This is a genomic window from Xanthomonas sp. LMG 12460, from assembly GCF_009192895.1.
Taxonomy (GTDB): Bacteria; Pseudomonadota; Gammaproteobacteria; order Xanthomonadales; family Xanthomonadaceae; genus Xanthomonas_A; species Xanthomonas_A sontii.
Genome location: NZ_NKUH01000011.1, coordinates 88,744 through 109,354, shown reverse-complemented (window position 1 = coordinate 109,354; position 20,611 = coordinate 88,744). Strand labels below are relative to the sequence as shown.

The window sequence follows — 20,611 nt, the reverse complement described above, 5'->3', positions numbered from 1 at the left end:
CCACCACCACCGCCGTCACCGCCGCCGCCGCCATTACCGCCACCGCCACCATCAACCACCTGTTGTTGGATTGGGGGACCTCCCAACCATCCGTTGTTGGTCCTGGTATAGGTAACGCAGGCGCTTCCATTACAAAGTATTACTTTGTCGCCAGGGCCGACAGTTACTGCTGGGGAGTTAGGCAGTGGGTGCATGTATTTTTTGAGAGTGTACTCTGCGTAGGTCCTGGTTCTGGCGTTCCAAGATAAATGATCTCATGGTATGGGCCATAAATCGCTGCCATGGCCAGTATAGAAATTGGGAAGATTGAGAAGACAAAAATAATTATTCTTGCGAGACTTCTATCCATGTCAAAGTTCCTTGGGTGGATTATTTTTTAAGCTCAGGCACAGCAATTTTTATATATAGATATGGCTTCTTTTTTGCCATCGGATATTTGCGCTGGTGTTAGTTCTAGCTCCATTTGTGATAGGGTGGTTGAAAGGATGCTTGGTGTTGTCATCTGAGTGGTGCGGTAAAATGCATAGGCTTTAACCGGATCCTTTGGTAAGAGGATTCCGTCATTATAGGCGTCGCCCATTTTCATTAATCCTTCAGGGCTTCCAGTAGATGCTGCTTCAGATAGAAACCTAACCGCCTTTTTCTTGTAGTCAATTACCTTTTCAGGGTTGCGTAACATATCGGTCGAGTCGCCTAAGATGGCCTCCGGATCACTGGCGTATAGTAATTTTGCTTGTAGATCTCCATGTATGGCCGCTTCTTCGAGCCATTCGCCCCTGCTAGAAAGATCTTTATCTGATACTCCGATGCATTGGGATATGCGTTTTTCTATATTTTCCGCAAACCGCTCTGGACTGATGCCTGCTGCTGCATATGCTTTTATTTCATCAGTAGAGACTTGGGTGTGTAGTGCGCTTTGGCACAATGAAAGTTTTAGATAAAGTGCAAGCGCTGATTTAGCGTCTCCGCTTTCAGCTTTGGCTCTCAGTGCGGGGGCGATATCCATAATGTTCCCTTCCGGAAATTGAGTTTCCGAAATTTGCTGCGATATCTTTGAAGGGAGGGGGGGGGGTGGTTTGACAAGTGTGGTTTTTATTGGATCTTCTGTTTTTGTGATTTTTCTGTCTATATTGGCGGTAAAGATCAGGATTGCTATAATCGCAAATGCAGTGGGCAAGTAATATCTTTTCTTCATCCTGATTTCACCATATCTTCAGTCGTTTCGTTAGACGCATATTTTTATTTCCCGGCCTTCCGTGGGGCGCACAAGCAATGCCTTGGTTAATTGGGCGCTGACTCAATGCGGCCCCGAATGTGTTGTCTTGCAATACCGACGAAGCACTTTGCGCTTCGATGGAATTTGTTCTTGCAGCGGCGTCAGGCCGCATCTGTGCAAGGCCCGTGAAAGATTGCAAACAATCGGATATCGTAGATAAGCCTCCAATGCTTGGATTTTCATATCTGCCACCAGTCCTTGACGAGCAGTGCCGATACTCGGCTTGATTAAGACCCAGCATCGCACCTGAAATTTGCAATTTCAAGCACCCGCCCCTCGCTCTACCTTGAGTATGGGCTCATCGGACGATGTGGCCCGATTTCTGAAAGACCGTGGCTCAGCCGCGCCGCCACCAGCGCAGACCGTACGCCGGCAGGATGCCATCCCAATGCATTAGCGTTGCCGGATCGTTGCCGCCATCGGCGATGGCGTGCCAGTCGCCTGCTCCAAGCGCATCGGCGACCTCCACCGCAACCGGCTCCGCACTGAAGTTGTACACCGCCACGAACGCCTCGCCGCGCGCCAGCCCGAGCAGGGCGGGATTGCCCAGTGGCACCGCACGCAACGGCTGGTCGGCGGCCAGTGCCGCAGTCGCGGCACGCGCGGCGATCAATCCGCGCAGGCGGGTGTAGACCTGGCCGGGCAGGCTGTCGGGGTCGTGGCGTTGCGCCGCGTGCGCCCAGTCCATGACCGGGCGGTGCAGCCAACGGCCTTCGTGGCCGCGCAGTGGATCGTTGCGGTAGGCCTTGTCGTTGCCCAGGGCCAGTTCGTCGCCCATGTACAACAGCGGGATGCCCGGCATCGCCAGCGCCACCGCGTACAGCAACACCAGGCGGCGCACGCCTAACTCCAGCGCTTCCGCGTCGTCGTCGGCCAGCGCGGCGGCGATACCGGTCAGGGCCGCGCTCATGCCGTTGCTGCCGTGCACTCCATCGCCGCTGCTCTGGAAGGCTTCGCCGCGCGCGTAGCTGTCCGCTGTGTCGCCGGCGTAGAACTGGGCGATGCGCGCCAGCGCGAACGGCGCCACGCCATCGCCACCGGCGGCTTCGCGCTGCAGTACGTTCCAGCCGATGTCGTCATGGCAGCGTACGTAGCTGAGCCAGCCGCAGGCCGGCGGCAGCGCCGGCGTGTGTGCGATCGCGGCCTGCACGATGTCGCCGCGCTGCTCGGCCAGGGCCACCCAGCCGGCCGCCATCAGCGTGCTGTGGTAGGCCAGGTGGCATTCGTGGCCGCGCGAGGCGCCTTCGCCGAAATACGGCGGCAACTGCGCCATCGGCACGATCGCCTCGGCCTTCAGCAGCACCGCCGGGGCCAGGATGTCGGTGAGTGCGCGCAGCGCCTGCAGGATCGTGTGCGCCTCCGGCTGGTTCATGCAGTCGGTGCCCGGGCGCTTCCACAGGTAGGCGGTGGAATCCAGGCGGAACACCTCCACGCCCAGGTTGGCCAGGCGCAGCAGCGCCAGCGCCATCTCGCCGAACACCGCCGGATTGCTCCAGTCCAGATCCCATTGGTAGGGGTAGAACGTGGTCCACAGCCAGGCGTCGGCTTCCTGCACCCAGGTGAAGTTGCCCGGGGCGGTGTGCGGGAACACCTGGCCCAGGGTGCGCTCGTAGGCGTCCGGTGCGCTGCGGTCGGGGAAATGGTGGTAGTAGTCCAGATGCCGCGCATCGCCGCGCTTGGCCGCCAGCGCCCAGGGGTGATCGTCGGCGGTGTGGTTGAGCACGAAGTCGGCGCACAGACTGATCCCGGCCGCACGCAGCCGCGCAGTCAGCGCCGCCAGATCGTCGGTGTCGCCGAGCCGCGGTTCGACCTGGCCGTAGTCGCTGACCGCGAAGCCGCCGTCGTTGTCGCCGGCGCGCGCGCGCAGGAACGGCAGCAGGTGCAGGTAGCGAACGCCCAGTTCCTGCAGGTAGGGCACGCGTTCGCCGACGCCATGCAAGGTGCCGGCGAAGCGGTCGACATAGGCGCTGTAGCCGAGCATCGCCGGGGTGGCGAACCAGTCGGGCGCGCGCTCGGCATCGAGCTGGCGCAGCGCCGACGGCCGCGCGTTGGCGGTGGCCGCCAATTGCGTCAGCCACTGCGGCAACCAGTGCGCGAACGCCGGATGCGCGCCGTACAGCGCATGCAACGGGGCGAGCAGGCGTTCGCCGTGGCGCTGCAGGCGTCGCAGCACCGCGTCGGCGGCGTCCGGTTGCAGATGCGCCTGCCACAGGGTGTGGGCGAGCGCGGACAGTGCGGAAGGAGCGGGTGCGGTCATGGGGGGCTTGGCCGCGCCCCGGGCGGGGCGCGGATGTGCGGTCCTCGTCAGAAGTCGTAACGCAGGCTGATGCTGGAAGTGCGGCCCGGGATCGAGCGCGCGCGGATCACGCCGGAAGCCGCGTCGGCGATCGACGCTTCCTCCGCTTCGGTCAGGCCGAAGGTGTTGAACAGGTTGTTGACGTTGAGCGAGACGGTCAGCGCATCGGTGATGCGGTAGTCGCCGAACAGGTTGACCTGGGTGTAGCCAGGCATCTTCAGCTGGTTGCTGTCCTGGGTGTAGGCCGACGTGGTGCCGATCGCGTTGACCCCGACCTGGTAGCGCTCGCCGCGGTAGCTCGGCGTCAGCTGCCAGACGAAGCGCGCCTGCCGACGCGGGGTGTTGCCGGCATTGGCCGGTGTGATCTGGTCCTTGTCGATGGTGGCGTCGGTCCAGGTCAGGCCGCCGTTGAGGGTGAAGCCGCCGGTACGGTACGCGGCTTCCAGTTCCAGGCCGTGCGCCTTGTAGGTGCGGTCGAAGAAGCGCTGGGTGGTGGCTTCGTAGTTCTGCTCTTGCGTGCGCGCGGCGAACGCCGTGGCGAACAGGCTCAAGCCGCCGTTGCGCCACTTCAGGCCGCCTTCCAGTTGCTTGACCACGTTCACCGCCTCGTTGGAGGACACCGAGCCGTCGTCGCGGATCACGCCGAACAGCAGGCGGTCGGCGTTGGCGCGGGCGCCGCGGCTGTAGCGCGCGAACGCGGCCAGGTCGTCGTTGAGCATGTAGTTGCCGCCGAACGAATACGACAGGTAGTTCCAGTCGTAGCGCACCGGCTTGCGGTTGCCGTAGTCGATGGTCGCCACGCGTTGCTCCGGCGCCTCGATCACGCCGTCGCCGTTCACGTCGACGTTGTTGGCCAGCAGGCCGCCGGCGGTGTTGCCGCGCGCGCGGCCCATGTCGTAGCGCAGGCTGCCGTCCACGCTCAGCGGGCCCTGGTCCCAGCTCAGCGCCAGGTACGGCGCGTTGATGTCGTAACGCACGTCGTAGTGGCGGGTGTTGTCCAGCCCCCAGTACGGCACGCCGTAGGCGTACAGGCCGTCCTGCGAGCGCAGGCTGCCGTCGGCGGCGACCACGTCCAGCAGCCGCGGGCGGTGCCCCAGCGACTGCACGTAGGAGTTCCAGGTCCAGTCCACGTCGATGGTCTGCCGCGAGGTGTACCAGCCGGCCTTGAGGTTGAGATTGCCGCCGTCGCCGCTGCCGAAGTCGCGCGCCAGACTGAGGTCGTTGACCGCGTTGCCCAGGTCGTTGAGGTGCACGTTGAACAGATGCGTGCGCAGCGCCAGCCCGGTGTAGGCCTGGCCGGCGTTCGGGCCGTCGACGTAGCGCAGGCCGGCGCCGGCGCCGCCGATGCTCGCCGCCAGCGCGCCGGCATCGGCGACTTGCGCCGGGAACGGCGAAACGAAGCGGCCGGAGGTATCGGCGATGCGGAACTTGTCGGTCAGGGTCCAGCCGCCGCCGATGTCGAACTGCGCCTCGGCGCCGAACGCGCGCGACAGCGGGTGCATGCCGTCGCCCAGTTCCACCCTCGAGGGTTTGTTGCCGCCATCGAGGGTGGCGCTGCTGCGGAAGTACGGGCTGTACAGCGTGTCGGTGCCGGGATCGAAACCGTCGATGCTGCCGAAGTGCGGCGACTTGTCGCTGCCGCTGACCCGGGTCGGCACCGGCAGGTAGCCGGCGGCGCGGTCGTTGAGGTACTTGGCGTAGACGCGCACGTAGCCGTTGTCGAACAGCCGGGTCAGGTTGGCCTTGAGCTGGCCGCCCTTGTCGGTGGTGTAGCCGGCATCGCGCACGCCGTCGCCGCGGCGGTAGAAGCCGCCGACGTTGAACTGCCAGTGCTCGGCGAACGGCGCGCCGTAGTCGAAGTCCAGGCGGGTGTTGTCGTAGCCGCCCAGGCCGCGGGTGAGGCCGACGCTGCCGCCGGCGGTGTCGCCGGTCTTGCTGATGAAGTTGATGATGCCGCCGGGCGAGTTGCTGGCGAAGGTGGAGGCCGAACCGCCGCGGATCGCCTCGATGCGCTCCAGGCTGTAGTCGGCGCGCAGGAAGATGTCGGCATTGCCGAAGGCGATGTCGCCGAATTCCAGCACCGGCAGCCCGTCTTCCTGCAACTGCAGGAACTTGGCGCCGCCGGAGGCGACCGGCAGGCCGCGCACGGCGATGTTGGCATTGCCTTCGCCGCCGCTGGATTCGGAGCGGATGCCGGGGATGTTGCGGAAGATCTCGGCGGTGCTGCGCGGCGCCGACTGTTCGATCGCCTCGGCGCCGACCGTGCTCACCGAGACGCTGGACTTGAGCTTGCTCTTGGGCGTGGCGGTGCCGGTGACGAAGACCGAGTCCAGGCTGACCACGTCGCCCTGCGCCGCCGGGGCGTCGGCAGCGGCGGGCGTGGCCTGTTGCGCGAGCGCAGCCGGTGCGGACAGCGCCGCGGCGACGGCCAGGGCCAGGGTCTGCAGGCGGATCGAAGGGTGATGCATCGCTGTCTCTCCCGAAGCGAGTGGTGCAGTGGGTGGCGGCGCGCCGCTGCCGGAACGGGCAGGGCGCGGCGCGGTTGGTGGGTGCGGCGGCGTACAGATACGGCCGCCCGCAATCGATTGCAATTTGCAGTGCAGCAAATCCACCTGTGGCGCTTACGCCAACCTTCTCGCTGAGAATTCGAGGCATTCTGCATGGTGCAACGCAGCGTTACAAACGATTGCAGGCGCAGCGACACTCCGCTCCGTCGCTGCGGCACGCCTCCCGCGTGCCCGCCCCGCCCAGGCCGATGCCGATGCTGATGCGTTCCGATCGTCCCCTGCTTCCGCTCTCGCGCGTGCTGGCGCTCAACGCCGGTTTCTTCGGCGTGCAGTACAGCTTCGGCCTGCAGCAGAGCAACATGAGCCCGATCTACAACTACCTGGGCGCCGACCACGCCAACCTGCCCTACCTGTGGCTGGCCGGCCCCATCACCGGGCTGGTGCTGCAACCGGTGGTCGGCGTGCTCAGCGACCGTACCGTGACCCGCTGGGGCCGGCGCATGCCGTACATGGTGGTGGGCGCGCTGGTGTGCAGTCTGTGCCTGCTGACCATGCCCTTCAGCGTGGCGCTGTGGATGGCGGTGGCGCTGCTGTGGATGCTGGATGCGGCCAACAACGTGGCGATGGAGCCGTACCGCGCGCTGGTCAGCGACGTGCTGGCGCCGCCGCAGCGGCCGCTGGGCTACCTGACCCAGAGCGCGTTCACCGGCCTCGGCCAGACCCTGGCCTACGTCACTCCGCCGTTGCTGGTGTGGCTGGGCATGAACCAGGACGCGGCCAACGCCCACCACATTCCCTACGTCACCATCGCCGCGTTCGCGATCGGTGCGGGCTTCTCTGCCGCCTCGATCCTGCTCACCGCGCGCAGCGTGCGCGAGCCGGTGCTGCCGGCGGCGGAGCTGCAGCGCTTGCGCAGCGCCGCGTCCGGGCCGCTGGCGACGTTGCGCGAGATCGTCGACGCGGTGCGGCAGATGCCGCCGACGATGCGGCAGATGGCGCCGGTGATGCTGTTCCAGTGGTATGCGATGTTCTGCTACTGGCAGTACATCGTGCTGTCGCTGTCGACCACGCTGTTCGGCACCACCGCGGCCGATTCGCACGGCTTCCGCGAGGCCGGCCTGGTCAACGGGCAGATCGGCGGCTTCTACAACTTCGTCGCCTTCCTGGCCGCGTTCGCGATGGTGCCGGTGGCACGGAGGTTCGGCCCCAAGGCCACCCACGCCGCCTGCCTGGTCGCCGCCGGCATCGGCATGTGCGTGCTGCCGTCGATCCACGACCGCTGGCTGTTGCTGCTGCCGATGCTCGGCATCGGCCTGGCCTGGGCCAGCATGATGGGCAATCCCTACCTGATGCTGGCCAACAGCATCCCGCCCGAGCGCACCGGCGTGTACATGGGCTTGTTCAACCTGTTCATCGTGCTGCCGATGCTGATCCAGATCGTGACCCTGCCGCTGTACTACGACCGCCTGCTGCAGGGCGACCCGCGCAACGTCATTCGCCTGGCCGGCGCGCTGATGCTGGCGGCCGCGGTGGCGATGGTGTTGGTGAAGCGTCGGGAATGGGGAACCGGGAATGGGGAATCGGAAAAGCGCGGCATCGTGCGCTGAAACTCCGCGTGCTGACCGATCTCCCCAACTCCCTAATTCGAATGTAGAGCCCTAGGCCAGCTGACTCAGCGTCAGCGCGCGACCAACGCTTTTCCGATTCCCTATTCCCGACTCCCCATTCCCAGCCCTCAGGCCGACTCCCGCACGACCAGACTCACCGGCAGCTCCACCGATTCCACCGGCGTGCCGGCGATCAGGTTCAGCACGCCGTCCACCAGCAGGGTGGCGGCCTGGGCCAGGTCCTGGCGCACGGTGGTCAGCGGTGGCTGGCTGTAGGCGGCCAGGGGGATGTCGTCGAAGCCGACCAGGGCGATGTCCTGCGGCACGCGGTGGCCGGCTTCGATGAGGGCGCGGATCGCGCCCAGGGCGATCACGTCGGAGGCGGCAAACACCGCATCCGGCGGATCGGTCTTCTTCAGCATCGCGCGGGTCAGGCGGTAGGCGTCCTCGCTGAGGAAGTGGCTGCGCGCGTGCAGCCGCGGGTCGAACGTCAGGCCGTGCGCGTCGAGCATGCGCCGGTAGCCGGCGAAGCGCGGCGCCACTTCCGGCAACTGCTCGTCGCCGAGGAAGGCGATGCGCCGGCGGCCATGTTCGATCAGGTGTGCGGTGGCCAGTTCGCCGCCGCGCAGGTTGTCGCTGCCCACGCTGGCATAGGCCTGGCCGTCGATGCGGCTGCCCCACACCAGCATCGGCAGGCCGCCGCGCGCGGCGGCGTCGAGCGAGGCGTGCTCGTGGCTCTGGCCGAGCATGATGACGCCGTCGGCGCGGCTGTTGCGTGCCAGGTCCTCGACCCAGTGGTCCTGGTGCTGGTCCAGCTTGGACAGCAGCATGCTGTAGCCGCGCGCGGTCAGCGCGTCGGCCAGCAGCGCCAGCATGGTCATCATGAACGGGTCCGACAGCGGCTGCTCGTGCGCGTGCATCAGCGGCACCGCCACGCAGACGATGTTGGAGCGGCGCGAGCGCAGGCTGCGCGCGACCGGATCGACCCGGTAGCCGGCGTCGCGGGCGAGTTGCTTGATATAGGCGCGGGTGCGTTCGGCGACCACCGGGTTGTCGGCCAGCGCACGCGACACCGTGGATTCGGAGACGCCGGCCATGCGCGCGATGTCGGCCATCTGCAGGCGCGCGGCGGGCGCGCCGGGTTCGGGTTTGTCGGACATGCGGAGCGGGCGCGACGGACGAAGCGGAACCGGCAGTGTATGCCAGGCGGGCGTCGCGGCGCTTTGCACGCCGCGGCTGCAGTGCCGCGGCGTGCCTGCCTGCCGAATCCGGCGGCTGCGCGCGGGCGCATCCGCCGCGGTCGAGCGCAGGTCCACGTCCCGCGTCTCCGCTGCATGCACGCGCAACCGTGGCGCCATGCGGGGCAGGCGAGGCGCTAGGCCATGTGCAGGCCGCCGTTGACCGCGTAGTCGGCGCCGGTGACGTAGGCGGCCTCGTCCGAGGCCAGCCAGGCGCACAGCGCCGCCACTTCCTCGGGCTTGCCGAGCCGGCGCAGCGGCACCGAACTGGCGAGACGATCGAGCACGTCCGGCGGGAAGCCGCTGATCGCCGCGCTGGCGATGTAGCCGGGTGACACCGTGTTGACGGTGACGCCGCGCGAGGCCACTTCCTGCGCCAGCGCGCGGCTGAAGCCCTGCATCGCCGCCTTGGCGGTGGCGTAGTTGATCTGCCCGATCTGACCCTTCTGCGCGCTGACCGCGCCGATGTTGACGATACGGCCCCAGCCGCGCGCGGTCATGCCGTCCACCACCTGCTTGGTGATGTTGAACAGCGCATGCAGGTTGCTGGCGATCACCGCCTGCCAGTCCTCGCGGCCCATCTGCCGGAACAGCATGTCGCGGCTGCCGCCGGCGTTGTTGACCAGCACGTCGATCTCGCCGACCTCGGCCTTGACCTTGGCGAACGCGGCCACCGTCGAATCCCAGTCGGTGGCGTTGCCCTCGGAGGCGATGAAGTCGAAACCCAGCTCGCGTTGCTCGCGCAGCCACGCCGACTTGCGCGGCGAGTCCGGCCCGCACCCGGCGACCACGGTATGGCCGTTGCGCGCCAGCTTCTGGCAGATCGCGGTGCCGATGCTGCCCATGCCGCTGGTGACGTAGGCGATTCTTAGTGTCATGAAGATGCTCCGTGGCAGGTGGGGAACGCCGGGACTCGGGACCGGGGACCCGGGACCCGGAGAACGGAAGTCGGTAAAGCTTTAGTCACTGCGCTGAGCTCTTCCGGGTCCCGGGTCCCGGGTCCCGGCTTCACCGCGCCACCGGATACAGCGCAAACAGCAGGCTGCCCGCCATCAGCAAGAGGGAAATCAACACCGCCCACTTCAGGGTGAAGCGCTGGTGGTCGGCGAAGTCGACCTTGGCCAGGCCGACCAGCAGGTAGGTGGAGGGCACCAGTGGGCTGAGCAGGTGCACCGGCTGCCCGGCCAGCGAGGCGCGGGCCATTTCCACCGGGGTGATGCCGTAGTGGCTGGCGGCGTCGGACAGGATCGGCAGCACGCCGAAGTAGAAGGCGTCGTTGGACATGAAGAAGGTGAAGGGCATGCTCGCCAGTGCGGTGATCACCGCCAGGTACGGCCCCCATGCGTCGGGGATCACCGCCAGGAAGCTGCGCGACATCGCCTCGACCATGCCGGTGTTGGAGAGGATGCCGGTGAACACGCCCGCGGCGAAGATCAGCGACACCACCGACAGCACGTTGCCGGCATGGTTGACCAGGCGCCGGCGCTGCTCGGCCAGGTTCGGGTAGTTGATCAGCAGCGCCAGGGCGAAGCCGATCATGAACAGCACCGGCATCGGCAGCACGCCGATCACCAGCGCCGCCATCAGCGCCAGGGTCAGCGCAAGGTTCACCCACAGCAGCCGCGGCCGCTTGATGTCCTCGGCGTCTTCCACGGTGGGCAGCGCCTCGCCGTCGTCGGCCACGCTGCCGTCCATCCAGGCATCGCCGGGCAGCGTCACCACGCCGAGGCGGCGGCGTTCCTTCATACCCAGGTACCAGGCCAGCAGCAGGATGCCGACGATCGCCAGCGCCATCGCCGGCACCAGCGGCACGAACACGTCGGCCGGGTCCACGTGCAGCGCGGTGGCCGCGCGTGCGGTCGGGCCGCCCCACGGCGTCAGGTTCATCACCCCGCCGGCGAGGATGGTCACGCAGGTCATGTTCAGCGCGTTCATGCCCAGCCGCCGGTACAGCGGCAGCATCGCCGAGACGGTGATCATGTAGGTGGTGGAGCCGTCGCCGTCGAGCGAGATCAGCAGCGCCAGCACCGCGGTGCCGACCACGATCTTCATCGGGTCGCCCTTGACCAGGCGCAGGATGCGCCGCACCAGCGGATCGAACAGGCCGGCGTCGATCATCACCCCGAAGTACAGGATCGCGAACATCAGCATGACGCCGGTGGGCGCGATCTTCTTGATCCCCTCCAGCATCATCTCGTTGATGCCGGTGCCGAAGCCGCCGGCCAGCGCGAACGCGATCGGGACGATGATCAGCGCGACCAGCGGCGACAGCCGCTTGCTCATGATCAGGTACATGAAGGTAATGACCATTCCGAAACCGAGCGCGGTCAGCATGGAAGTTCCTTTTGATGAAAAGCCGGAACCCGGGACCGGGGACCCGGGACTCGGAGAACGAAGATCGGTAGAGCCTTGGCGGCAGCGCTGCGCTTTTCCGGGGCCCGGGTCCCCGGTCCCGGGTCCCGGCCTTCAGAAGTCATACTGAAAGCGCCCGGTGATCGCCCGCGTATGGTCCAGCGTCACGCCGGCCAGGTGATCGCGGTTGCGGCTGTCGATCAGGTTGAGCATCAGCCGCAGGTTCGGTTTGATGTACCAGTTGCCGGCCAGCGTCCACGATGCGGTGGACGCGTCGAGCAGATCGGGCTGCCCGTCGCGGTGCTGCGCGCCCCACATGCGGTCGTAGCGCAGCGCCAGTTCGAAGGCGCCATATTTGTGGTTGACCTGCTTGATGCGGGTGAAGCGGCCGGTCTTGCTGTCGTAGCGGCGCGATTCGCCGGTGGCGAACCAGCTGACGAAGCCATAGGCCGCCATCACGTCGGCGCGCTGCGCGCCGTCGTCGAACAACCCGCCGCTGAACTCGCCTTGCCACGACAGCGGCCCGCGCACCTGCGCGTATTCCAGCGACCACTTGTCCACGTCGGTGTCGCGGCCGTCGGCGAAGCGCGCCAGGGTGACGCGGCTGTCGTCGGACAGGTGCCCGGCCGGGCGCGGGCGGATGCTCAGCGCCGGCGCGCCGCCGGCACCGGGATGGTCGTAGTGCTCGTGCGCCAGCGACAGGCCCAGGTGCAGCACGTCGCCGTCGCGCGCGCCCGGCGCCCAGGTGCCGCGGCCGCCGAACGCTTGGCCGCGGACGTTGGAGACGTCGATGCTCTGCAGGCTGTAGACGCTGGCCGCCCAGGTGTAGTCGGTGCCCGCGGCCTGCCACGACACCGCCTTGCGGTACAGCGGCGCCAGCGTACTGGCTGCGCCGCTGCGCTCCAGGAACTGGCCGAAGTTGGAGCCGGTGCGGTCGTCGAGCGTGAAGTACTGCTTGAACTGGCCCACAGTGAGCGTGCCGGCATCGAATTTGCGGGTGAGGTAGACGTCCTTGGCCTCGATGCCCTTGCCGTTGAAGTCGTCCTGCAGCCCGGCGAAATCGCCTTCGACCTTGTAGCCGAAGCCGAAGACCTTGCCGGACACGTCCAGCCACAGCCGGCGGATCTCGGTGTCGTCGGGATTGGGCGTGCCGCGATTGTCGTTGTCGAAGTGGGCGAAATCCCAGTGCAGGCGCCCGCCGAGTTCGGCGGTCACTGGGCCGTCGTCGTCGCTGGCGGCGTGCGCCGATCCGGCCAGGCACAGCAACGCGCAGGCGCTGCCCCATGTCAGAGTCTTCAGTTCCACGTCCCCTCCCAGGTGCGTGTCGCAGCGATTGGATCGGTCCGCCCGCAACGGCCGCGGACCGGCATGGACGCAGCCTAGTCGGAGGTAGCTGTCAACGACCTGTCGGCGGTGGGGAATCGGGAATCGAGAATGGGTAATCGAAAAAGCACGTTCCTGGATGCGCTAGGCTTCTGCCGTTGCTGTTTCCATTCCCCATTCCCGATTCACCATTCCCGGCCTCCAATGCGCCTGCTCCTGGTAGAAGACAACGCCGATCTCGCCGATGCGATCGTGCGGCGCATGCGCCGCAGCGGGCATGCGGTGGATTGGCAGCGCGATGGGCTGAGTGCGGCCGGGGTGCTGCGCTACCAGCGCTTCGATCTGGTGGTGCTGGACATCGGCCTGCCCGGGCTGGATGGGCTGCGCGTGCTGGCCGGTCTGCGCGAGCGCGGCGATACCACGCCGGTGCTGATGCTGACCGCGCGCGATGGCATCGAGGATCGGGTGCAGGCGCTGGACGTGGGCGCCGACGATTACCTGGGCAAGCCGTTCGACTTTCGCGAGTTCGAGGCGCGCTGCCGGGTGCTGCTGCGGCGCAATCGCGGCCAGGCCAGCGAGGTGGTGCAGCTCGGCGGTTTCGCCTTCGACAACGCCGCACACAGCGTCAGCCTGGACGGCATGCCGATCGAATTGCCCAACCGCGAGTACCGGCTGCTGGAGATCCTGATCGGCCGGCTCGGCCAGGTGGTGGGCAAGGACGAGATCGGCAACGGCCTGTTCGGCTTCGACGACGAGGCCGGGCCGAACGCGATCGAACTGTACGTCGGGCGCTTGCGCAAGAAGCTGGCCGCCGCGCCGCTGCGCATCGTCACCGTGCGCGGCGTCGGCTACAAGCTGGAGGCGGCCGCGTCGCCGCCGGACCCGGCGGCAGCGGACGCCGATGGCTGAGGCCGCGCCGCCGGCGCCATCGATCCGGCGCACGCTGCTGCGTTACCTGGGCGCGCTGTCGCTGCTCGGCGCGGTGGCGCTGTTCTTCGTCGCCCGCGACTACGGCCAGCGTGCCGCCAACCGCTCCTACGACCACCTGCTGGTGTCCTCGGCGCTGTCCATCGTCGACTCGGTGGCGCTGGCCGGCGGTCAGTGGCAGGTGGACCTGCCCTATGCCGCGCTGGACCTGCTGGCGATGGCGCCGGAGGACCGGGTGTTCTACCGCGTGTTCGATGCGCGCGGGCGCACCATCACCGGCTACGACGACCTGCCGGCGGCGCCGTCGCTGCCGCGCGCCAGCGCGCCGCCGCGCTTGTTCGATGCGGTCTACAGCGGCGAGCCGGTGCGCTTCGCGGTGGTGTCGCGGCGGGTGTCCTCGGCGGCGGCGCAGGACCAGGTGTGGGTGCAGGTGGGGCAGACCCGGCGCGCCCGCGAGGCGCTGGCGCAGGACGTGGTGCTGCACGCGCTGGTGGCGATCGCGCTGTTGTCGCTGCTGGCCTTGGCGCTGGTCTGGCTTGGTGTATCGCGTGCGCTGCGGCCGCTGCGGATGCTGGAGCGCGAACTGTCGCGGCGCGAACCGTCCGAACTGAAGCCGGTGGCCGCGACGGCGCCGCAGGAGATGCAGCAGATGGTGGCGGCGCTGAACCGCTTCATGGCGCGCCTGGCCGGCAGCAACGAGACCCTGCGTGCGTTCATGGCCGAGGCCGCGCACCAGATGCGCACGCCGCTGGCGGCACTGCGTGCGCAGGCGCAACTGGCGCTGGACGAGGACGACCCGCACGAGATGCGTCGCAGCCTGGAGGCGATCGAGCGCAATGCCACGCACATGAGCCGCCTGCTCAACCAGTTGCTCAGCGACGCCAGCGTGATCCACCGTTCCAACCTGCAGCGCTACGCCAGCGTCGACCTGGCCGAGGTGTTGCACCAGGCGCTGCACGAGGCCGTGCCGCAGGCCGCGCCGCGGCCACGCGTGCAACTGGCCGTCGCCAGCGAACCGGCGCTGGTGCGCGGCGATGCGCTGCTGTTGCGCGAGGCGATCAAGAATCTGATCGACAATGCCTGCAAGTACGGCGGCGATGGCCCGCTGCAGGTGGCGCTGACCTGCAGCGCGCGCGATTGCGTGGTGACCGTGGCCGACCATGGCCCGGGCATCGCCGCCGCCGAAGCCGAACGCGTGTTCGAACGTTTCGTGCGCGGCGAGGGTGCGGCCGCCGGCGGCGCCGGGCTGGGCCTGGCGATCGTCAAGCGCGTGGTCGAGGCCCATGGCGGGCGCATCGACCTGTCCAATCGCGTGGGCGGCGGCCTGATCGCCAGCCTGCATCTGCCGAGGTTGCATCCATGATCCTGCCCGCACTGCTGCGCGGTCTGCCGCTGCTGCTGACCGCGCTGCTTGCCAATGCCGCACTGGCCGCGCCCGGCGACGTGCGCCGCTTCCCGGCGCAGGGCACGGCCACCGCGCAACTGTGCATCCAAGGTTCGACCGACATCGAGGTGTTCGCCGCGGTGATCGGCGACTACCAGCGCCTGCATCCGCAGACCGAGGTGGTGTACCAGGACGTGATCGCCGGCGATATCTACCGGCGCTACCTGCATCCAGGCCCTGGCCCGCGCTGCGCCGATCTGCTGATCAGCGCCAGCATGGATCTGCAGACCAAGCTGGTGAACGACGGTCACGCACTGGCGCACCGCTCGCCGCAGACCGAGGCGCTGCCGGCGTGGGCGCAGTGGCGGCACGAGGTCTTCGGCATCAGCTACGAGCCGGTGGCGATCGTCTACAACACGGCGCGGCTGCCGGCCGCGCAGGTGCCGCGCACCCGCCGCCGGCTGCTGGAACTGCTGCGCGCGCCGGGCTCGCCGCTGCGTGGGCGTATCGGCACCTACGACGTGGAGCGCAGCGGCGTGGGCTACCTGTTCGCGACCCAGGACAGCCAACTCGGCAGCATGGCCGGCGCGTTGCTGGCGGCGATGGGCGACAACCAGGTGGTGCTGGAAGAACGCACCGGCGTGCTGCTGGACAAGGTCGCGCGCGGCGACCTGCTGCTGGCCTACAACGTGCTGGGTTCGTACGCGCAGGCGCGCATCGATGCCGGCGCGCCGCTGGCGATCGTGCAGCCGGAGGACTACACCCTGGTCGCGCTGCGCACCGCGGTGATCCCACGCGACAGCCCACACGCGGCCGAGGCGCGTCGTTTCCTGGATTACCTGCTGTCGCCGCGCGGGCAGCAGGGGCTGTCGCGCGAGGCGCGGCTGCAGCCGATTCTGCCGCAGCCGGGCGTGGCGGCGCAGGGCGGGCCGGCCGCTGCGTCGGCGTTCCGCCCGATCGCGCTCGGGCCCGGGTTGCTGGTGTACCTGGATGCGCTGAAGCGACGTCAGTTCCTGGACGCCTGGCGCAGCAGCATGCAGCAGGCACCGCCGCGCTGAGCCGCCGCGCCGGCGTCGCTCAGCGCGCGAAGCGCGGCTGGCGGCCGGGCGAACACAGCACGCGTACGCTGTCGCCCAGTTCTTCCGGTGCGCCGCCGGCCAGCAGCGCGTGCAGGCGCGGCCGGTCCGGCGCCGCGCCCGGGGCCAGTCCCACCCAGGCGTCCTTGCCGGCGCCCTTGGCGGCGTAGAGGCAACGGTCGGCCAGGCCCACGCTCTGTTCCCAGTCGCCCAGCGCCGGCCATGCGGCGACGAACGGCCACGGCGCGAAGCCGATGGAGCAGGTCAGGGTCAGTTCGCGCTCGGCCAGCGCGAAGCGCTGCGTCGCCACCGCCGCACGCAGGCGTTCGGCCAGGTCGCTGGCGACGTCTTCGCGCGGCAGGCGGGTGACCAGCAGGAACTCCTCGCCGCCCCAGCGCACCAGCAGGTCGCGTTCGCCGCACAGTCCGCGCAGGCGATCGGCGCAGTGCACCAGCGCGGCGTCGCCGGCCTGGTGGCCGTAGTCGTCGTTGATGCGCTTGAAGTTGTCCACGTCGATCATGAAGAAGTACAGCGCATCGGCACTGCCGCCTTCGTCCAGCGCCGCCAGCAGGGCCGGGCATTCGCGCGCCAGCCAGTCCTGCAGCTCGCGGCGGTTGGCGACCTGGGTCAGCGGATCCAGGCGTGTGGCCGCCTGCAGGCGCGCATTGCTCTGCAGCAACTGCTGGTTGGCGCGTTCGAGCTGGCGGGTGCGCTCGGCCACGGTCAGGTTGAGCAGTTCCACCATGTCGCGCTCGCGGTTGACCGTGTGCCGCACCCGCTGCAGCGCCAGGCCGAGCAGCGCCAGGCCGAGCACGACGTAGCCGGCGTAGGCCAGCGGATGCCGCCACGGCGGCGGCAGCACCTGGATCTGCAGCCGCCGCGCGCCACCGAACTGGCCGTCGCGCCCGGCCGCTTCCACCACCAGCGTGTAGCGGTCCGGTGGCAGGTGGCTGACCGAGAAGTCGCTGTGCGCGGTCTGCGGGTATACCCAGCCCTTCTGCAGCCCGTCGACGCGGTAGCGCAGGCGCGCGGTGCCGGGCGCGGCGAAGTCGATCGCGGTCATGCCGATGGTGAACACGTTGTCGCGGTGGTCCAGGGAGATGCGCTGCGCGTAGACCACGTCGTTCTCGGTCTGGTTCTCGCTGCCGTCGCGGTCCTCGCCGGCATTGAGGATGCGCAGGTCGGTGAGTACTGCGCGCGCCTGCGGGCTGCGCAGCGGCAGGCGCGTGGGATCGATCACGTCCACGCCCTGGGTGCCGCCGAAATACAGCAGGCCGTGCGCGTCGCGGTAGCCGCGGCCGCTGTTGTACTCCTGGTTCTGCAGGCCGTCGCGGCGGCCCAGGCTCTGCACGATGCGCGTGCGCGGATCCAGCACGCTCAGGCCGTTGTTGGTGCTGAGCCACAGCCGCCCCTGCGGATCCGGCAGGATCGTGTAGATGACGTTGCTGCTGAGCCCCTCGCGGTCGCTGTAGCGCAGCGCCACGTCGCGCTTGAGGTCGATGCGGTACAGCCCGCCGGAGAAGGTGCCCACCCACAGCACGCCGTCGTGTTCGCACAGCGACCACACCGACGGGTACAGGGTGCTGCCGCGCGGGCGGTAGGACTCGGCGGGACGGCCGCTGCGCATGCGCCACACGCCGCAGTCGTTGCAGCCGATCCACAGCGTGTCTTCGCTGTCGCGGTAGACCCGGGTCAGGGTGTGCCCGTTCAGGGGTGTCCAGCGCGGATCGTTGCGCACGCGCCCATCGACCACGCGGGTCAGGCCGCGGCGGGTGGCCACCCATAGCGTGTCGCCTTCCAGCAGCAGATCGTTGACGTGCTCGTCGGCCAGCCCGCCCAGGCGCCGCAATGTGCCGTTGCGGTCCAGGCGCCACAGCCCCTGGCGCGTGCCCAGCCACCAGCCGTCGCGGTCGGCGGCGATGCTGCGGATCGCCTGGCTGGCCAGCCCGGGCACCAGCTGCCAGGGGGCACGGCTGCTGTCGCGCAGCAGCAGGCCCTGGTCGGTGCCGATCAGCATGCGCTCGCCGTCGCGCCAGATGCTGCGCACGCTGCTGCTGGGCCACGCATGGGTGTCGCTGACGCGCTCCTCGTCGTTGCGGATCACCGCCGACAACGGACGCACCCGGTACAGCCCGCCGGTGTAGGTGCCGATCCACCAGGTGCCGTCGGGCGCCTGGTAGAAACGGATGATGGCGCTGTTGGGCGGCATGTCGAAGCTCAGCCGCTGCGGCGCATGCTGCGCGCTGTCCAGTTGCGTCACCGTGGCATTGGTGGTGCCGACCAGCACGCGGCCGTCGTGCAGCCGGATCAGCGCGCTGAGGTCGCTGCCGCCGGTGGCCAACTGCGCTGGCGTCCAGTGCGCCAGCACCGCGCCCTGCGCATCGAGCTGGAACAGGCCGCCGCTCGCCGACGCCAGCCACAGCCCTTCCGGGCCGGACTGCAGGCCTACGCATTCGTCGATGCCGCGCGGTGCCGGCAGTTCCTCGCGCGCGTCGCGGCCCAGCCTCCACAGCCGGCATTGCCGGTCCAGTGCCACTGGTTGCTTGCCGTCCGGCATCCAGGTCAGGCCCACCACCGGCGCATCGCCGCCCAGCGGGCGCGCCCGCTGCAGGTCGGCCTCGACCCGGTCCATGCCGCGTTCGGTGCCCAGCCATGCGCCGCCCTGCGGATCGATCAGGATCTGGGTGACGCGGTTGTGCGACAGGCCCTGCTTCGCGTCGAGACGGTGGTGTTGCCAGGTGGCCAGCTCGATCACTTCCAGGCCGGCGTCGTTGGTGCCCAGCCACAGGCGGGTGCCGCGCGGCTCGAAGGCGATGCTGTCGATGCTGCTGCTGAGCAGGCTCTGCCGGCTGTCGCTGCCGAGTTCGCGCCGGTAGGCGCGGAACAGATGCCCGTCGAAGCGGTTCAGACCTTCCTGCGTGCCGACCCACAGGAAGCCCTGGTCGTCGCTCTGCAGGGCGTTGATCGACAGCTGCGACAGGCCCTCGTCCAGGCCGAAGTGCTCCAGGCTGCTGGGCAGGTCGTCGTCGCTTGCGGTGGCGGCCGCGGACACGTCCGGCGCGAGCGCCAGGCACACGATGAGGCAGGACGCGGCCAGCGGCAGGCGGCCCAGCAGATTGGAGAACGAGACGATCACGCCGTGTTATCGGCCATGGTGGGGCCGGCCTTGAATGCGCGGCCGAGGACGCCTTGCTGCGCGCTGCGGAGCGCCAATGCGCGGCGTGGCGGTGTTGTGCGCGGCGTCCTGCACGAGTTTCTCCGCAGGCACCCGGCACGCCGGTCTCGGGCAACCCGCCGCCGCCCGATCGGGTCTCGCGCACTCGGCATCCAGCGGCCACGCACGTACACTGCGGGTCCTGCGCGTTGTCCGCGCCCACCCGACGCCGCGTTGCAGCGTCATGCCAGCCGCCTTCACGCCCATGGATGCCCCGACGATCCTGGTCGCCGACGACCACCCGCTGTTCCGCGCCGCCGTGCTGCACGCGTTGCGCCAGGCCTTGCCGCGCGCCCTGGTGGTGGAGGCGGCCAGCGCTGGCACCCTGGACGCCGCGCTGGCCGCGCAGGCCGATGCCGACCTGATCCTGCTGGATCTGGCCATGCCCGGCGCGCGCGGCTTCTCGGCCCTGCTGCACGTGCGCGGCGAGCGCCCGGACGTGCCGGTGGTGGTGATTTCCTCCAACGACCATCCGCGGGTGATCCGCCGCGCGCAGCAGTTCGGCGCGGCCGGCTTCATTCCCAAGTCCTCGCCGGCCGAGACCATCGGCATTGCGGTGGCGGCGGTGCTCGACGGCGGCACCTGGTTCCCACCGCTGACCGCGGCGCGGTCGGAGGCCGACGCGCAGCTGGCGGCGCGCCTGGCGCAACTGACCCCGCAGCAGTTCCGGGTGCTGCTGTGCCTGGCCGACGGTCTGCTCAACAAGCAGATCGCCTACGAACTGGGCCTGGCCGAGAACACCGTCAAGGTCCACGTGACCGCGATCCTGAAGAAGCTCGAATGCCACAGCCGCACCCAGGCCGCGGTGCTGGTGAAGGCGCTGGAGCCGGAAGGCGAGGCCTGAACCGGGCGCCGGCGGGGGGCGTTTTCTGCGGCGCCCGGATACGCGATGCTATGCGCCGATGCCCGCGCCCCCCGCGGGCGGAGACCACCGGACCATGCCCACCACGACCCTCCGCAACGAGCAGACCGCCCACTATCCGTTCCTGCAGGAGATGCTGGACGACGACTACTTCCCCCCGTCGCTGGTCGGCAAGGGACAGAAGATCCTGCTGCGGTTGTGCGAGGCGATCGAGGCGCAGGCACCGGCGGACCTGCCGGCGCTGTACCGGCTCACCCATGCCGCCACCGAAGAGTTCAACAAGCTGGCGTTGGAGTTCGAGGCCCACGACAGCGAGATCGAGACCGCCGCAAGCGAGAACATCGGCGTGGATTTCCTGCACATCGCCAAGGCCTATGGTTTCGAAGACGCCGACGTCGAGGAACTGATCGCGCCGCGCGAGTGGTAGAGGCATCGCTGCGCGCCCGTACCCTCACCCCAACCCCTCTCCCGGGGGGAGAGGGGCTAAGCGCTTCCCTTCTCCCTTCGGGAGAAGGTGCCCCGCAGGGGCGGATGAGGGTACGGCAGCCA

Annotated in this window: 14 protein-coding genes; 6 read left to right on the top strand and 8 right to left on the bottom strand. The window is 68.4% G+C overall.

What is annotated here, in order from left to right; translation table 11 throughout:
- Window positions 1-382 precede the first annotated feature (382 nt).
- The 3 genes from CEK66_RS02760 to CEK66_RS02750 form a co-directional block, all read right to left on the bottom strand.
- Entirely contained in the window at window positions 383-1,195 is an 813-nt protein-coding gene (locus CEK66_RS02760; RefSeq protein WP_152235869.1) for a sel1 repeat family protein, read from the bottom strand.
- Between the two features lie 418 nt (window positions 1,196-1,613).
- Entirely contained in the window at window positions 1,614-3,533 is a 1,920-nt protein-coding gene (locus CEK66_RS02755) for an alpha-amylase family glycosyl hydrolase (protein ID WP_193312546.1), read from the bottom strand.
- Between the two features lie 47 nt (window positions 3,534-3,580).
- Window positions 3,581-6,040: a TonB-dependent receptor gene (locus tag CEK66_RS02750; protein ID WP_152235868.1), complete on the bottom strand. Its 2,460-nt coding sequence runs from the start codon at window positions 6,038-6,040 to the stop codon at window positions 3,581-3,583.
- Between the two features lie 299 nt (window positions 6,041-6,339).
- Here CEK66_RS02750 and CEK66_RS02745 point away from each other — a divergent pair, with 299 nt between their 5' ends.
- On the top strand, window positions 6,340-7,686 hold the full coding sequence (locus tag CEK66_RS02745; RefSeq protein WP_152235875.1) for an MFS transporter: 1,347 nt from the start codon (window positions 6,340-6,342) through the stop codon (window positions 7,684-7,686).
- A gap of 128 nt (window positions 7,687-7,814) precedes the next feature.
- Here CEK66_RS02745 and CEK66_RS02740 read toward each other — a convergent pair whose 3' ends face one another.
- The 4 genes from CEK66_RS02740 to CEK66_RS02725 form a co-directional block, all read right to left on the bottom strand.
- Window positions 7,815-8,846, bottom strand: a complete 1,032-nt coding sequence (locus tag CEK66_RS02740) for a LacI family DNA-binding transcriptional regulator (RefSeq protein ID WP_152235867.1) — start codon at window positions 8,844-8,846, stop codon at window positions 7,815-7,817.
- A gap of 215 nt (window positions 8,847-9,061) precedes the next feature.
- Window positions 9,062-9,802, bottom strand: coding sequence for an acetoacetyl-CoA reductase (gene phbB / locus CEK66_RS02735; protein ID WP_010344527.1), 741 nt, complete (start codon window positions 9,800-9,802; stop codon window positions 9,062-9,064).
- A 130-nt stretch (window positions 9,803-9,932) separates the two neighbouring features.
- Entirely contained in the window at window positions 9,933-11,258 is a 1,326-nt protein-coding gene (locus CEK66_RS02730) for a CitMHS family transporter (RefSeq protein WP_152235866.1), read from the bottom strand.
- Between the two features lie 132 nt (window positions 11,259-11,390).
- Complete coding sequence (locus CEK66_RS02725) at window positions 11,391-12,581, bottom strand: porin (RefSeq protein ID WP_152235865.1); 1,191 nt, start codon at window positions 12,579-12,581, stop codon at window positions 11,391-11,393.
- Window positions 12,582-12,803: 222 nt separating this feature from the next.
- Between CEK66_RS02725 and CEK66_RS02720 the strand changes: the two genes are divergently transcribed.
- Genes CEK66_RS02720 through CEK66_RS02710 form a run of 3 tightly spaced genes read left to right on the top strand, consistent with a single transcriptional unit; the run spans window position 12,804 to window position 15,968 of the window.
- Window positions 12,804-13,508, top strand: a complete 705-nt coding sequence (locus CEK66_RS02720; RefSeq protein ID WP_152235864.1) for a response regulator transcription factor — start codon at window positions 12,804-12,806, stop codon at window positions 13,506-13,508.
- Entirely contained in the window at window positions 13,501-14,889 is a 1,389-nt protein-coding gene (locus CEK66_RS02715) for a sensor histidine kinase (RefSeq protein WP_152235863.1), read from the top strand. The genes CEK66_RS02720 and CEK66_RS02715 overlap by 8 nt, the downstream gene beginning before the upstream one ends.
- Window positions 14,886-15,968: an ABC transporter substrate-binding protein gene (locus CEK66_RS02710; RefSeq protein ID WP_193312545.1), complete on the top strand. Its 1,083-nt coding sequence runs from the start codon at window positions 14,886-14,888 to the stop codon at window positions 15,966-15,968. Before CEK66_RS02715 ends, CEK66_RS02710 begins: the two co-directional genes overlap by 4 nt.
- Window positions 15,969-15,987: 19 nt before the next feature.
- Here the strand turns inward: CEK66_RS02710 and CEK66_RS02705 are convergent, their stop codons facing one another.
- Window positions 15,988-19,122, bottom strand: a complete 3,135-nt coding sequence (locus CEK66_RS02705; RefSeq protein ID WP_152235862.1) for a ligand-binding sensor domain-containing diguanylate cyclase — start codon at window positions 19,120-19,122, stop codon at window positions 15,988-15,990.
- A gap of 283 nt (window positions 19,123-19,405) precedes the next feature.
- On the opposite strand from CEK66_RS02705, the gene CEK66_RS02700 reads away from it, so the two are divergent.
- Both CEK66_RS02700 and CEK66_RS02695 read left to right on the top strand, forming a co-directional pair.
- Window positions 19,406-20,044: a response regulator transcription factor gene (locus CEK66_RS02700; protein WP_017910914.1), complete on the top strand. Its 639-nt coding sequence runs from the start codon at window positions 19,406-19,408 to the stop codon at window positions 20,042-20,044.
- A 94-nt stretch (window positions 20,045-20,138) separates the two neighbouring features.
- Window positions 20,139-20,489 (top strand): DUF5713 family protein, encoded by a 351-nt coding sequence (locus CEK66_RS02695; protein ID WP_010344517.1) that lies wholly within the window; start codon window positions 20,139-20,141, stop codon window positions 20,487-20,489.
- The last annotated feature ends 122 nt before the right edge of the window (window positions 20,490-20,611 follow it).

Excerpts from the sequence above, each read along its gene's own strand:
- CEK66_RS02760 (WP_152235869.1), bottom strand. The coding sequence starts at position 1,195 with ATGAAGAAAAGATATTACTTGCCCACTGCATTTGCGATTATAGCAATC.
- CEK66_RS02715 (WP_152235863.1), top strand. The coding sequence starts at position 13,501 with ATGGCTGAGGCCGCGCCGCCGGCGCCATCGATCCGGCGCACGCTGCTG.
- CEK66_RS02740 (WP_152235867.1), bottom strand. The coding sequence starts at position 8,846 with ATGTCCGACAAACCCGAACCCGGCGCGCCCGCCGCGCGCCTGCAGATG.
- CEK66_RS02700 (WP_017910914.1), top strand. The coding sequence starts at position 19,406 with ATGGATGCCCCGACGATCCTGGTCGCCGACGACCACCCGCTGTTCCGC.
- CEK66_RS02730 (WP_152235866.1), bottom strand. The coding sequence starts at position 11,258 with ATGCTGACCGCGCTCGGTTTCGGAATGGTCATTACCTTCATGTACCTG.
- CEK66_RS02750 (WP_152235868.1), bottom strand. The coding sequence starts at position 6,040 with ATGCATCACCCTTCGATCCGCCTGCAGACCCTGGCCCTGGCCGTCGCC.
- CEK66_RS02745 (WP_152235875.1), top strand. The coding sequence starts at position 6,340 with ATGCGTTCCGATCGTCCCCTGCTTCCGCTCTCGCGCGTGCTGGCGCTC.
- CEK66_RS02755 (WP_193312546.1), bottom strand. The coding sequence starts at position 3,533 with ATGACCGCACCCGCTCCTTCCGCACTGTCCGCGCTCGCCCACACCCTG.
- CEK66_RS02720 (WP_152235864.1), top strand. The coding sequence starts at position 12,804 with ATGCGCCTGCTCCTGGTAGAAGACAACGCCGATCTCGCCGATGCGATC.
- CEK66_RS02710 (WP_193312545.1), top strand. The coding sequence starts at position 14,886 with ATGATCCTGCCCGCACTGCTGCGCGGTCTGCCGCTGCTGCTGACCGCG.
- phbB (WP_010344527.1), bottom strand. The coding sequence starts at position 9,802 with ATGACACTAAGAATCGCCTACGTCACCAGCGGCATGGGCAGCATCGGC.
- CEK66_RS02695 (WP_010344517.1), top strand. The coding sequence starts at position 20,139 with ATGCCCACCACGACCCTCCGCAACGAGCAGACCGCCCACTATCCGTTC.